13 protein-coding genes are annotated in these 13,330 nt (G+C 45.7%); 2 read left to right on the top strand and 11 right to left on the bottom strand.

What is annotated here, in order from left to right:
- Window positions 1–15: 15 nt before the first annotated feature.
- From rlmH to leuS, 5 genes are all read right to left on the bottom strand, one after another.
- On the bottom strand, window positions 16–486 hold the full coding sequence (rlmH, locus tag NB463_RS16235) for a 23S rRNA (pseudouridine(1915)-N(3))-methyltransferase RlmH (RefSeq protein ID WP_017821762.1): 471 nt from the start codon (window positions 484–486) through the stop codon (window positions 16–18).
- A gap of 4 nt (window positions 487–490) precedes the next feature.
- Entirely contained in the window at window positions 491–808 is a 318-nt protein-coding gene (rsfS, locus tag NB463_RS16230) for a ribosome silencing factor (RefSeq protein WP_005373015.1), read from the bottom strand.
- 88 nt (window positions 809–896) lie between these two features.
- Window positions 897–1,916, bottom strand: coding sequence for a DNA polymerase III subunit delta (holA, locus tag NB463_RS16225; RefSeq protein WP_256951874.1), 1,020 nt, complete (start codon window positions 1,914–1,916; stop codon window positions 897–899).
- Window positions 1,917–1,921: 5 nt separating this feature from the next.
- Window positions 1,922–2,461, bottom strand: coding sequence for an LPS-assembly lipoprotein LptE (locus NB463_RS16220; RefSeq protein WP_005373019.1), 540 nt, complete (start codon window positions 2,459–2,461; stop codon window positions 1,922–1,924).
- 152 nt (window positions 2,462–2,613) lie between these two features.
- On the bottom strand, window positions 2,614–5,187 hold the full coding sequence (gene leuS, locus NB463_RS16215; protein WP_005391313.1) for a leucine--tRNA ligase: 2,574 nt from the start codon (window positions 5,185–5,187) through the stop codon (window positions 2,614–2,616).
- Window positions 5,188–5,340: 153 nt separating this feature from the next.
- Between leuS and NB463_RS16210 the strand changes: the two genes are divergently transcribed.
- Window positions 5,341–5,811: a zinc ribbon-containing protein gene (locus NB463_RS16210; RefSeq protein ID WP_005373024.1), complete on the top strand. Its 471-nt coding sequence runs from the start codon at window positions 5,341–5,343 to the stop codon at window positions 5,809–5,811.
- Window positions 5,812–6,040: 229 nt separating this feature from the next.
- Here NB463_RS16210 and lnt read toward each other — a convergent pair whose 3' ends face one another.
- The 5 genes from lnt to miaB form a co-directional block, all read right to left on the bottom strand.
- Entirely contained in the window at window positions 6,041–7,576 is a 1,536-nt protein-coding gene (gene lnt, locus NB463_RS16205) for an apolipoprotein N-acyltransferase (RefSeq protein ID WP_258431784.1), read from the bottom strand.
- A gap of 33 nt (window positions 7,577–7,609) precedes the next feature.
- Window positions 7,610–8,509 (bottom strand): CNNM family magnesium/cobalt transport protein CorC, encoded by a 900-nt coding sequence (gene corC / locus NB463_RS16200; RefSeq protein ID WP_005384118.1) that lies wholly within the window; start codon window positions 8,507–8,509, stop codon window positions 7,610–7,612.
- 105 nt (window positions 8,510–8,614) lie between these two features.
- Window positions 8,615–9,079: an rRNA maturation RNase YbeY gene (gene ybeY, locus NB463_RS16195; RefSeq protein WP_005391311.1), complete on the bottom strand. Its 465-nt coding sequence runs from the start codon at window positions 9,077–9,079 to the stop codon at window positions 8,615–8,617.
- Window positions 9,080–9,081: 2 nt separating this feature from the next.
- Window positions 9,082–10,179: a PhoH family protein gene (locus NB463_RS16190; protein WP_005373033.1), complete on the bottom strand. Its 1,098-nt coding sequence runs from the start codon at window positions 10,177–10,179 to the stop codon at window positions 9,082–9,084.
- Between the two features lie 73 nt (window positions 10,180–10,252).
- Window positions 10,253–11,677 carry a tRNA (N6-isopentenyl adenosine(37)-C2)-methylthiotransferase MiaB gene (gene miaB, locus NB463_RS16185; RefSeq protein WP_258431782.1) on the bottom strand — a complete coding sequence of 475 codons (1,425 nt, stop codon included), beginning with the start codon at window positions 11,675–11,677 and terminating at the stop codon, window positions 10,253–10,255.
- Window positions 11,678–11,934: 257 nt separating this feature from the next.
- On the opposite strand from miaB, the gene NB463_RS16180 reads away from it, so the two are divergent.
- A complete protein-coding gene (locus tag NB463_RS16180) occupies window positions 11,935–13,113 on the top strand; it encodes a 2-octaprenyl-3-methyl-6-methoxy-1,4-benzoquinol hydroxylase (RefSeq protein WP_203346577.1) in 1,179 nt (392 codons plus the stop codon).
- 4 nt (window positions 13,114–13,117) lie between these two features.
- Here the strand turns inward: NB463_RS16180 and NB463_RS16175 are convergent.
- Window positions 13,118–13,330: hypothetical protein (locus tag NB463_RS16175; protein ID WP_258516016.1), on the bottom strand; the 213-nt coding region annotated here is incomplete at its 5' end.

Below are 13,330 nucleotides of genomic sequence, written 5' to 3'. Positions count from 1 at the left end.
AAAGTTAAACAACGATTATTCGCGGTGGTAAGGATGGTTCGCGGTGATGCTCCACGCTCGGTACAAGCTTTCTGCCATTACGATACGCACTAAAGGGTGGGGTAGCGTTAAGGCAGACAATGACCAGCTTTGGTCTGCTGCAGCTTTGCATGCAGGAGCGAGTCCTTCAGGACCGCCGATTAAGATTGATACATCACGGCCATCTAATTTCCAAGCTTCTAACTGCTCAGCGAGTTGAGGAGTGTCCCATTTTTTACCTGGGATATCTAACGTGACGATACGGTTGCCTTTTGGTACCGCAGCGAGCATCGCTTCCCCTTCTTTTTGCAGGATACGAGCGATATCGGCATTTTTTCCACGTTTGCCAGCAGAGATTTCAATCAACTCCAATGGCATATCATGTGGGAAACGGCGACGATATTCTTGAAAGCCTTCCTCAACCCATTTTGGCATTTTTGTGCCAACAGCAATTAGTTGAATTTTCAAAAGATTAACCCCAGAGTTTTTCTAGCTGGTAGAGTTCGCGGTGCTCTTCTTGCATCACGTGAAGCATGGCGTCGCCCATATCTAGGACTACCCATTCACCTTCGTTTTCACCTTCCATTCCTAGTGGCTCAAGACCGGCTTTTTTCACTTCTGTTGCAACGTGGTCAGCGATGGATGAAACGTGGCGTTTGGATGTGCCAGTACAGATGATCATGTAATCTGTAACGCTTGATTTATCTTCCACATTTAGGACGATAATGTCTTCCGCTTTCATGTCGTCGGCTTTATCAGCTAAAAAGTCTTTCAGTTCTTCGCGAAGCACTCGGTTTTCCTCGGTTTGTCTCTTATCTCTACAGTGTTTTACATTCTTGCTTGCAAAACAGGTCGCGCACTATATCACGCTTTGATTTTTAAATTGCCAGCTTAATATCAGGAGAGCAGGTTTCTAAGCTCAACTGATGAATAGTTGGCCATACAGACTCGTCATATTGAGTTTTGGCTTTTATCTCTGCTTGAGCCAACAAGGAGAGCAATGCACAAATACGACTCGCCGATAAGCGGGTCAGTGCTGCGTTATAGAGTGGACGCTTGTTTTGCCAAACTCGATATTTCTCAAATACCTGGTTCATTCCCATTTGAGTTAAGTCTTGATGCATATTTAAAAGTTGGCTCAACTCTTTTTGTACACTTCGAATCAAGATCACGGTCTCGACCCCTTCCGCCTCAAGTTGGCGAAGAATACGTTGTGCACGGTTTGCTTTACCTGCCAGTAAGGCGTCGATCCAGTTAAACGTAGTGAAGTGATTATGGCGACTTAGGGCTTCCTCTAAACGTATGATAGTCAGCTCACCATCCGGGTAGAGTAGGGCCAATTTCTCTAAGCTTTGTGACAATGCAAATAGGTTACCTTCATGCCATTGAGCCAACATTTGCAGTGATTGTTGATCGGGTTTTAGTCCCAACGTGCGGCAACGTGTCTGAATGAACATAGGTAAGCGTTGTAGATCTGGCGACAAACAGCTTACCCAGTCGCCTTTTGAGCTTAATGCTTTGAACCATTTCGCATTTTCTTGGGCTTTGGTCAGTTTGCTACCAACAATGACGAGCATGATGTCATCATGCAGCATATCACACAGTGTTTGCAGCTCTTTGCTGACGGCGGTTGTCACGCCACTCTCTGGAATTTCAAGCTCGATCAATTGACGGTTTGAGAACAGGCTCATCGCTTGGAAGCAATCGTAAACTTGATTCCAGTCGATGCTTGCGTCTACCGCAAAACGGTGTTTTTCCTCAACACCTTGTTGAAACGCTGCCTTTTGGATTGCTTGGCGGCTCTCTTGAATCAGTAACGGCTCATTCCCAAAGATTAGGTAAACTTGTTTAACGTGTTTAGTTAAATGATCCGTTAATTTATCGGCATAAATACGCATAGTGATTAAGAGTTTGTGTTCGCTGGCTCAGAGATTTGTCCTGCTTCATATTCGGCACGAATACGACCCAACTGGCGCATCATTTGTTTTGCAGCTTGCAAGCGCATCTCGTCTTCAATTACGTCACGTTCAACAGATTTTGCAAGTGCCGTTAACGGGTTGTCTAGGTAGTTGCGGTTTACTGTTGTCGTAAAGTTTTTAGAGCCATAGCCAGGAATCGTCACACGGTATTTTACTACGTATGTCAGCTCTTTTTCTGCTGCACGGCTATTTTGATACAGAGACAGTGTACGCTCATCGATAGTCGCTTCCGTCAAATGAAGGTTGGGTACAGTCGATGATGGTTGAACAAGTTCAACTTTGTTCAGTTCGAGTTGAGAGCGTACATAGCGAGTCAATTCACTGTATTCATCGTAGCTGGAGAAAGACATAGTGTGCAGCTCTTCCGGTACGGAATACTCACCGCGAAGGTGAAAACCACAGGCAGAAAGAAGCCCCGCTAATACCAATACCACTGGTAGTTTAATCAAAGAGAAAAAGCGCATTGATTGTATTCATCCTAAATTGAAGGGGTTATTTACCTTAAACCACTCATGTGAATGGTTTGAGGTAAATAAACAGGGTAGCGAACTACCCTGTTTAATGACTCTTGGTTAACAAATAAGTTCGCTAAACAGAGACAAATTGCAAGCTGTGATTAGTTTGCAACGATGTTCAGCAGTTTACCTGGAACGTAAATGACTTTACGAATAGTCAGGCCATCAGTGAACTTAACCACGTTTTCGTCGTTTAGACCAAGTTGTTCGATGTCGTCTTTAGAGATATCCGCTGGTACCGTTAGCTTCGCACGTAGCTTACCGTTAACTTGAACAACGATAGTTTTTTCGTCTTCAACTAGCGCTTTTTCGTCAAACGTCGGCCATGCTGCGTTATCAATGTCTGTTTCACCTAGTGCTGCCCATAGCTCGTATGAGATATGCGGAGTGATAGGGTAAAGCATGACAACAATAGCTTTCAGTGCTTCGTCAAGGATTGCACGATCTTGCGCAGATTCTTGAGGCGCTTTCGCTAGTTTGTTCATCAGCTCCATGATCGCAGCGATCGCGGTGTTGAATGTTTGACGGCGAGCGATATCGTCCGTCACTTTCGCGATAGTTTTGTGAACGTCACGGCGAAGTGCTTTTTGATCACCAGAAAGCGCGGCTGTATCTACTGCTTCTGCTGCGCCTTTCGCTGTGTGCTCTTTCACTAGTTTCCAAACACGTTTTAGGAAGCGGTTCGCACCTTCTACGCCAGACTCTTGCCATTCAAGTGTCATGTCCGCTGGAGACGCGAACATCATGAATAGACGTACTGTGTCAGCGCCGTACTTGTCTACCATTTCTTGAGGGTCGATACCGTTGTTCTTAGACTTAGACATCTTGATCATGCCTGAGTGCGTTACATCGCGACCTTCAGTGTCTTTAGCAGAAGTAATGCGGCCTTTACCATCACGTTCAACGGCTACGTCTGTTGGAGCTACCCACTCTTTACCGCCTTTCTCGTTCTCGAAGTAGAACGCGTCTGCCAGTACCATGCCTTGACACAGTAGCTGCTTGAACGGTTCGTCAGACGTTACGTAGCCCGCGTCACGTAGCAACTTGTGGAAGAAGCGAGAGTACAGTAGGTGCATACAAGCGTGCTCGATACCGCCGATGTACTGGTCTACTGGTAGCCAGTAGTTTGCTTTTTCTGGATCTAGGATGTCGTCTGCTTGCGGTGAACAGTAACGCGCGTAGTACCAAGAAGATTCCATGAACGTATCGAACGTATCTGTCTCACGTAGAGCAGGTTCGCCGTTGAATGTGGTCTTCGCCCATTCTTTATCTGCTTTGATTGGGCTGGTTACGCCGTCCATTACCACGTCTTCTGGAAGAATCACTGGTAGTTGGTCAGCAGGTACTGGGTGAACTTCACCGTCTTCAGTCGTTACCATTGGGATTGGTGCGCCCCAGTAACGTTGACGAGATACACCCCAGTCGCGTAGACGGAAGTTTACAGTCTTAGTGCCTTTGCCTTCTGCTTCTAGCTTCGCTGCAATTGCATCGAACGCCGCTTGGAATTCTAGGCCGTCGAATTCACCTGAATCGAACAGTACGCCTTTCTCAGTGTATGCTGCTTCAGAGATGTCTAGCTCGCTGCCATCAGCAGGCTTGATAACTGGCACGATGTCTAGACCGTACTTCGTTGCGAACTCGTAGTCACGTTGGTCGTGTGCAGGTACTGCCATTACCGCGCCTGTACCGTAGTCCATCAGTACGAAGTTTGCTACGTAAACAGGAACTTCACGGCCGTTCAATGGATGAATGGCAGTAAGGCCAGTAGCCATACCTTTCTTCTCCATTGTCGCTAGCTCAGCTTCTGCAACCTTGTTGTTCTTACATTCGTCGATAAACGCTGCAAGCTCTGGATTGTTCTCTGCAGCAAGAGCTGCAAGAGGGTGGCCGGCTGCGATGCCCACGTAAGTCACACCCATTAGCGTATCTGGACGTGTTGTGTAAACTTCTAGGTCTTGTTGACCCTTAACTTCAAACTTCAGCTCAACGCCTTCAGAGCGGCCAATCCAGTTGCGCTGCATGGTTTTCACCATTTCAGGCCAACCTTCAAGCTTGTCTAGGTCGTCTAGTAGCTCTTGAGCGTACTCAGTGATTTTGATGAACCATTGAGGGATTTCTTTTTGCTCTACAGGCGTATCACAACGCCAGCAACAACCGTCTTCAACCTGCTCGTTTGCAAGAACAGTTTGGTCGTTAGGACACCAGTTAACAGAAGAAGTCTTCTTGTAAACTAAACCTTTCTCGTAAAGCTTAGTGAAGAACTCTTGCTCCCAGCGGTAGTACTCCGGTGTACAAGTTGCGAATTCACGGTTCCAATCGTAACCAAAGCCTAGAAGCTTAAGTTGGTTCTTCATGTATTCGATGTTTTCGTAAGTCCAAGGTGCTGGCGCAGTTTTGTTTTTTACTGCTGCGTTTTCTGCTGGTAGACCGAATGCGTCCCAACCGATTGGTTGCATCACGTTTTTGCCTTGTAGGCGTTGGAAACGAGATACTACATCACCGATAGTGTAGTTGCGCACGTGACCCATGTGCAGTCGACCACTTGGGTATGGGAACATGGATAGACAGTAGAATTTTTCTTTATTTGGGTCTTCACTTACAACAAAGGTTTTGTTGTCATCCCAGTGCTTTTGAACTTTTTGTTCAATATCTTGTGGGTTGTATTGTTCTTGCATCGATGGTATCCGTTATCTTGGAATTTGTGAGTTCGGTTAGAACAGACTTAAATAGATCGTCATAGAATACCTAAAGCTAGGGATCACAACAATAGCCAATCTGTACCCATGCGCCCTTAAGTGACGCAGGTAGGAGAAAGATGGAGGTCAGTTATGCCTAAACGTAAAACAGGTTATGAGGAAATGCTCGAGGATGTGATTGAAACCTTGAAGCACAGTCCGGAAGAAGTTAACAAAGCGATTGAGACGTCGGGCAAAGTGGTGGATGCTGCTAATGACTTGACCAAAGATGAATTGGCTTTAATCAAAGCGTACCTTAAAGCAGACTTAAAAGAGTTTTCAGAGAGTTACGAGGACAGTAAAAGCGGCCCGTTTTACTTAACGATTGCGGATTCGATATGGCAAGGGCTGTTAGAGATTACAGACCGAACTAAAGTTGAGTGGGTTGAGTTGTTCGATGACTTAGAGCATCAAGGGCTATATGAAGCAGGAGAGGTGATAGGCTTAGGCACTTTGGTCTGTGATGAGTGTGGTCACAAGACAACGTATAACCACCCAACTGTAATCATTCCGTGTATTAAATGTGGTCACAAAGGCTTTACTCGCCAGTCATTAAAGCCATAAATGGCGCGTAACGACTGTATAATGCAATGAATAAAAAAGAGGCTTGGTCGCCTCTTTTTTGTCTTTTCTACTTTCAAGCTGCTCTTAATACCAATCGTAGTAAATAACTGGTAATTCTAGCTTGTTAAAATACTCGATAACTGCGTTAAAAATTTTGATTGTAGAATAACTACTTATCGAAAATTTTTGCCTTGTTCTCAAGCATTTTTCCTACGCTATTTCTGAGCACTTATTTACTGTGATTGGTATAACTCTGTTTTCTTCTTAAACCGAAAGCCAGCGCTAAACTTAACCCAACCCAAATATACAATGGCCAAGTACCTACGATTCGATATGGCGTTTTCCCATTGGTTGGGGTGAGCTCTGCGCGTAGCACTGCAGTTTCAAACTGCGGTACTTGCTCAACGATTTTTCCCTTGTGATCGGTTACCGCTGTTAATCCGTTGTTAGTCGAGCGGATGAGCGGTTTACCTAATTCTAAGGCACGCATACGGGCGATCTCCATATGCTGAAGAGGGCCGATAGAGTGACCAAACCATGCGTCGTTTGATAACGTTAGAATGAAGTCCGTTTCGTCAGTCACATTTTGACGCACTTGTTCATTAAAGATGATCTCATAGCAAAGCGCTGGTGCCATGTGCATGCCATTCGCAACGATGTTGGGCTGCACAAAAGCTCCCCGGCTAAACGACGACATCGGCAAGTTAAAGAATGGCGCTAATGGGCGCAAAATATCTTCAAATGGAACAAACTCACCAAACGGTAACAAGTGATGCTTATGGTAGCGTTCGCTCAAGTCGAAACTGTAGTCACCGTATGGTGTGATGCCAAGGGATAGGATACTGTTGTAGAACTGTCGATCTTCAGCTTGGTTGACGACACCAGTGATGATTGCGCTGTTATTCATTTTTGCTGCGCTGTCGATATTGCTCAAAAATGAAGGCACTTCAATTTCAAAAGCAGGAATTGCAGCTTCTGGCCAGACGATAATATCAGCGTCCCAGTTTTCACGAGTGAGATCGGCGTATTTCATGATGGTTGGCCAACGTTGGCTTGGCAGCCACTTAAGGTTTTGGTCAACGTTACCTTGAATCAGCGCGAGCTTAGTCGTGTCTTCTGGCCGAGGTGTTACCCAATCGTAGTTTCGAATCCCAAAGCCTGTGCTGAGTAATACCGCGGGAATAACCACCATCAGCCACTGTTTATGAACCCAAGCATAGGCTAATGCCCCCGCACTAATAAGGACAAACAGAGTGAGCAGTTCCACGCCACCGATAGGCGCAAAGCTTGCTAGTGGAGCATCAATCTGGCTGTAACCTAGCCATAACCAAGGGAAGCCGGTCATCACCCAACCACGCAACCAATCACTGATTAGCCATAAAGCGGGCGCAGCGAGAAGCGCTTTTGTGAGTGTGAATTGAGGAAATAGCTTGTTGTTGAGCCAAGCAAATAAGCCTGAATAAACAGCCAAGTAGGCGACAAGCAAGCCCATTAAAAATAAATTGGCAATCAGTGGCATGCCACCAAAGCCGGAGATACTGACGTACACCCAGCTAACGCCAGTTGCAAATTGACCTAACCCCCAAGCATAGCCAATCCACAGTGCGCGTTTCGGTGTTTGGTTAGCAAGAAGAATCAGTAGAATAGCTGGGCTAAGAATGGCAATAGGCCACAACTGGTAAGGTGCAAAAGCGAGCGTAGTAGAGGCGCCAACAAAAGCGGCCACTAAGGGCCGCTTGAGGCGATGAAAGAGTTCATTCATCATTATAATTTTCTGAGATTCCCAATGGGTATCGCGTTACTCTTGAGTGGCTTCAACCAGGGTTTCTTCGTCTGGGATCGTCACTTGGAGTTGAATGACACGACGGTTATCGGCAGCGGTGACTTTGAAGTTGTAACCTTCAATTTCAACCAGTTCACCACGAGAAGGTAAGTGACCAAAGGCAGTCATGACCATGCCACCAACGGTATCTACTTCCTCATCGCTGAAGTTAGTTCCAAATGTCTCATTAAACTCTTCGATGGTTGTCAGCGCTCTGACAGCAAACGTATGCTTGCTAAGCTTACGAATGTCTGTCTCTTCGCTTTCATCGAATTCATCTTCGATATCCCCGACGATTTCTTCAAGGATATCTTCAATGGTCACAAGACCAGAAACACCACCGAATTCATCGACAACAATGGCCATATGATAACGTTCTTCACGGAACTCTTTCAGCAGTCGATCAACGCGTTTACTTTCCGGTACCACAACGGCTGGTCGAATAACTTCTTCGATATCAAATGGATTACTGCCTGAGCCTAAGTATTTAAGTAAGTCCTTCGCAAGAAGAATGCCTTCCACATGGTCTTTATCTTCGCTGATCACAGGGTAGCGAGAGTGTTGAGCATCGGTAATCAAGGCAACCAAGGTATCAAGGTCGTGAGTACGCTCAACCGTAACCATTTGCGAACGCGGGATCATAATGTCACGCACGCGCATTTCGGAGATTTCCATAACACCTTCAAGCATATCGCGGGTGTCATGGTCAATCAGGTCATTGACTTCAGAGTCACGGATAACATCCACAAGCTCTTGGCGATCTTTTGGTTCGCCCTGAAATAATTGACCTAGACGTTCAAAGAAGGACTTTCTACTCGGACCTTCTGCCTTTTCTTTCTTATCTTCGTTAGAAGAGGGAGAATTATCTTCGTTCATTGTTTCTCAATTAAGTAACGCTATCAGAAGTGTGATAGCACACATAGAGAGGCGAACACGAGAATCATTTTGGTGGTTCGCCTTTCCCTGCTGAATAGCCAATGGCTACTCTTTTTCAGCAATGTAAGGGTCTTCATAGCCCATACCTTGCATGATTTCGGTTTCGAGGGACTCCATCTCTTCGGCTTCGTCATCCTCAATATGATCATAACCTAGCAGATGCAAGCTGCCATGTACAACCATATGCGCCCAATGTGCTAACAGAGGCTTGTTCTGTTCAATTGCCTCTTTTTCAACGACTTGGCGGCAAATAATTAAGTCGCCAAGTAAATCTATTTCCATACCTGGAGGGGCTTCAAATGGAAAAGACAACACATTGGTCGGTTTATCTTTACCACGATACTCATGGTTAAGCGTGTGACTTTCTTGTTCATCCACAATGCGAATGGTGACTTCGGCTTGTGGCTGGAAGAGAGGAATCGTCTTATCTAGCCACAATTGGAAATCTTGCTGCGAAGGCAGCCCTTCTTCATTTTCGACTGCCAGTTGCAGATCAAGTTCAATCGCCATGATTATTCCTTAGTGGAAGCAACTTGTGCATTCAGTTCGGCTTTCGCTGCTTCTAATAACTTCGCATCGCGTTCTTCACGACGACGCTTCTCGAACTCTTTACGCTCTTTCTGGTCTTGTGCTTCCCACTTCTCATACGCGTTAACGATACGAGCAACCACTGGGTGACGTACAACGTCGTCTGCTAAAAAGAAGTTAAAGCTGATGTCGTCGACTTCGCTTAGTACTTCAATAGCATGACGAAGACCCGATTTTGCACCACGAGGTAAGTCGATTTGCGTGACGTCACCAGTGATAACTGCGCGAGAGTTAAAACCAATACGCGTTAGGAACATCTTCATCTGCTCAACCGTGGTGTTCTGACTCTCATCAAGAATGATGAAAGCGTCGTTTAGAGTACGACCACGCATGTAAGCAAGAGGGGCTACCTCAATCACGTTACGTTCAATCAGCTTCTCTACACGCTCAAAGCCCAACATTTCAAATAGGGCATCGTATAGCGGACGTAGGTATGGGTCGACTTTCTGGCTTAAGTCACCAGGTAGGAAGCCCAGTTTCTCACCGGCTTCAACCGCAGGGCGCGTCAATAGAATACGACGGATCTCTTGGCGCTCTAGTGCATCAACTGCTGCTGCAACAGCAAGATAAGTTTTACCTGTACCAGCTGGGCCAATACCAAAAGAAATATCATGCGTGACCATATTAACCAAGTACTGTGCTTGGTTTGGCGTACGTGGTTTGATCACACCTTTCTTGGTTTTGACGAAGACTTCTTTACCATGCTCGATATTAGACTCAGTATTCTGCTCAAGAACACCAGACTCTTTAATTGCTAGATGGATCTGTTCAGGCTCAATGTCTGGGATCTCACCTCGTACAGGCGCGGTATCAACATACAGAGTTTTCAGGATATCCAGCGCAGCTGATGCGGTATGAGGTTTACCGACAATTGTAAAATGGTCACTACGGTGGTTAATTTCAACGCCTAGACGACGTTCTAAATGCTTGATGTTGTCATCGAATGGACCGCACAGGCTAGCAAGTCGGCGGTTGTCGGAAGGTTCTAGGTTAATTTCTAGAGTTACGATTTTATTACTCAATGTTGCCTCTCATTTTTTGCCACTTAGTGAGAGCCTGATAACGACCAGGCTCTCCATGGCTATTTATACGAGCTTATGGCGTAAAAGTAGCTACACCCAGCTCATCTTCGCGACGTGTTTTCGCCATCATCTGCGTTGGGGAAATCACACTACGAAGATCCATGTCTTTTTCAGTACGTACTAGCTCACCACGCAGTGAGTTCGCAAATACGTCTACGATCTTCACATCAACGAACTGACCAATTAGGTCTGCACTACCTTCAAAGTTTACTACACGGTTGTTTTCTGTACGAGCGCGCAGTTCCATTAGGTTTTTCTTCGAAGGACCTTCAACTAGAACACGTTGTTCTGTGCCAAGCATTAAGCGAGAGTAACGCATCGCTTGAGCATTGATAGTTTGCTGTAGTTCGTAAAGGCGCTCTTTCTTCACTTGTTCTGATATATCACAAGGATAATCCGCTGCTGGCGTACCTGGACGTGGAGAGAAGATGAAGCTGAAGCTCATGTCAAAGTCTACATCTTTGATTAGCTTCATTGTGTCTTGGAAGTCTTTGTCTGTCTCACCAGGGAAACCAACAATAAAGTCTGAACTGATTTGAATATCAGGACGAGCTTTACGCAGTTTACGGATGATCGACTTGTACTCGATAGCGGTGTGAGGGCGTTTCATCATAGTTAGGATACGGTCACTACCACTTTGCACAGGTAAGTGCAGGAAGCTCACAAGCTCTGGCGTATCTTCGTAAACCGCGATGATGTCGTCAGTGAATTCTAGCGGGTGGCTCGTTGTGAAACGAATACGGTCGATACCATCGATAGACGCAACCAAACGAAGCAGTTCTGCAAATGAACAGATTTCACCGTCGTGTGTTGGACCGCGGTACGCGTTTACGTTTTGACCCAGTAGGTTTACTTCACGTACGCCTTGTTCAGCAAGCTGTGCGATTTCGAACAGCACATCATCCATTGGACGGCTTACTTCTTCACCACGAGTGTACGGTACGACACAGTAAGTACAGTACTTCGAGCAGCCTTCCATAATAGAAACGAATGCTGTCGCGCCTTCCGCACGAGGCTCTGGTAGGCGGTCGAACTTTTCGATCTCTGGGAACGAAATGTCCATAACTGGTGCGTCATCCGACTGAGATTGTTTGATCATCTCAGGTAGGCGGTGCAGAGTTTGTGGGCCAAAAATAACGTCGACGTATGGTGCACGTTCACGAATATGGTCACCTTCTTGCGTTGCTACACAACCACCTACACCGATAACTACGCCAGGTTTTTTATCTTTTAGTGTTTTCCAGCGGCCAAGCTGGTGGAAAACTTTCTCTTGCGCTTTTTCACGGATCGAACAGGTGTTAAGTAGAAGTACGTCTGCTTCCTCTGGCTCTTCCGTCAGCTCGTAGCCGTTTGCAGCATTAAGCAGGTCGGCCATTTTTGATGAATCGTATTCGTTCATCTGGCAGCCCCAGGTTTTAATTAGCAGTTTCTTACTCATCTCACTTTCGCTCGTTCAGTTGTACTTAAATTGGAGAGCTATTGCTCAAATTATAGCCGCCATCACGGCGGTAAGCGGCGTATTGTACTGCTTTAAAAAGCACCTGACTAGTGATCTGGCTAATTCTCTGCAAAGCCTGATGAAATCTAGTTTTTCGCCCTATGCAGAACAAGGTTTTTTGTTAAACAATTTTGTAAAAATAGCCATGGAAAGTACAATAAAAAACGCCAATTAATCAGCACGATGAAGAGTAAAAAATGAACAAGTATGACATCGCCGTGATCGGTGGCGGTATGGTTGGGGCAGCCGTCGCTGTTGGATTTGCCAAGCAGGGCAGAAGCGTTGTCTTGGTTGAAGGTGCAAAACCCAAAGCTTTTGATGCCGCTCAGGTGATGGATATTCGCGTATCTGCGATTTCGCACCAGTCGGTGGAGTTACTTGATTCACTCGGCGCATGGTCAGAAATTAAAAGTATGCGAGTTTGCCCTTATCGGCGTTTAGAGACTTGGGAGCACCCGGAGTGCCGTACTCGTTTTCACTCTGATGAACTGTCATTGGAGCAACTAGGTTATATCGTTGAAAACCGCCTAGTCCAATTAGGTCTTTGGCAAGTCTTCTCTCAGTATGACAATCTAACCGTGATGTGTCCCGAGCGATTAAAAGACATTGAGTTTGCAGATGTAAACCTTGTGACACTAGAAAGTGGGGTGCAGTTTGAAGCTAACTGGGTAATTGGTGCTGATGGTGCAAACTCTAAAGTTCGTCAATTGGCTGGAATTGGTGTGACTGCGTGGGATTACCGACAACACTGCATGTTGATTAACGTGAAAACAGAATTGCCACAGCAAGATATCACTTGGCAACAATTTACTCCTTCAGGCCCGCGTTCATTTTTACCTTTGTGCTCTTTGACTAATGAAGACGGTCAAGAAGTAGGCCAAGGTTCGTTGGTTTGGTATGACTCGCCAAAACGCATTAAACAACTGTGTGCGATGGGTAAGCCTCAACTAAGGGAAGAAATCTTACGTCATTTCCCTGCTGAATTGGGCGATATTGAAGTTTTACAGTTTGGCTCATTTCCACTCACTCGTCGTCATGCGCAAAGCTACTCAAGCAAAAATTGCGTATTAGTGGGTGACTCTGCTCATACGATCAATCCGCTTGCAGGGCAAGGGGTAAACTTAGGCTTCAAAGATGTAGACGTTCTCCTTTCGGTAACAGAACAACAAGAAAAGCTGGAAGATACCTTACTCGCGAAATACGAACGTGCACGTCGACCTGACAACTTACTCATGCAGACTGGCATGGACTTTTTCTATAAAAGTTTTAGCAACGATCTTGGGCCATTGAAGTTTGTACGTAATGCTGCATTGAAGTTTGCTGAAAACTCAGGACCGATCAAGGCTCAAGTACTGAAATACGCTTTAGGTATGTAGTAAGTTACTCAATCCACAGATAGAAAAAAAGCGAGCCATGAGCTCGCTTTTTTAATTCGGCAAATCTAATGATTTCCCGAGTCCAGAACCAAAAAAAGAAAAAACCCAGCAAAATCATGCTGGGTTTTCCGATAATGGTGCGGAAGGAGAGACTTGAACTCTCACACCTTGCGGCGCCAGAACCTAAATCTGGTGCGTCTACCAATTCCGCCACTTC

Origin of the sequence: Vibrio sp. RM-41-2B (assembly GCF_024744415.1) — a bacterium.
GTDB lineage: Bacteria > Pseudomonadota > Gammaproteobacteria > Enterobacterales > Vibrionaceae > Vibrio > Vibrio diabolicus.
This window is presented reverse-complemented; position numbering and strand designations above follow the sequence as displayed.

Bases quoted from the DNA above. Each gene is read 5' to 3' on its own strand.
- leuS (WP_005391313.1), bottom strand. From the start codon at position 5,187: ATGCAAGAACAATACAACCCACAAGATATTGAACAAAAAGTTCAAAAG.
- miaB (WP_258431782.1), bottom strand. From the start codon at position 11,677: ATGAGTAAGAAACTGCTAATTAAAACCTGGGGCTGCCAGATGAACGAA.
- corC (WP_005384118.1), bottom strand. From the start codon at position 8,509: ATGAACGAAGATAATTCTCCCTCTTCTAACGAAGATAAGAAAGAAAAG.
- NB463_RS16180 (WP_203346577.1), top strand. From the start codon at position 11,935: ATGAACAAGTATGACATCGCCGTGATCGGTGGCGGTATGGTTGGGGCA.
- NB463_RS16220 (WP_005373019.1), bottom strand. From the start codon at position 2,461: ATGCGCTTTTTCTCTTTGATTAAACTACCAGTGGTATTGGTATTAGCG.
- lnt (WP_258431784.1), bottom strand. From the start codon at position 7,576: ATGATGAATGAACTCTTTCATCGCCTCAAGCGGCCCTTAGTGGCCGCT.
- ybeY (WP_005391311.1), bottom strand. From the start codon at position 9,079: ATGGCGATTGAACTTGATCTGCAACTGGCAGTCGAAAATGAAGAAGGG.
- holA (WP_256951874.1), bottom strand. From the start codon at position 1,916: ATGCGTATTTATGCCGATAAATTAACGGATCATTTAACTAAACACGTT.
- NB463_RS16210 (WP_005373024.1), top strand. From the start codon at position 5,341: ATGCCTAAACGTAAAACAGGTTATGAGGAAATGCTCGAGGATGTGATT.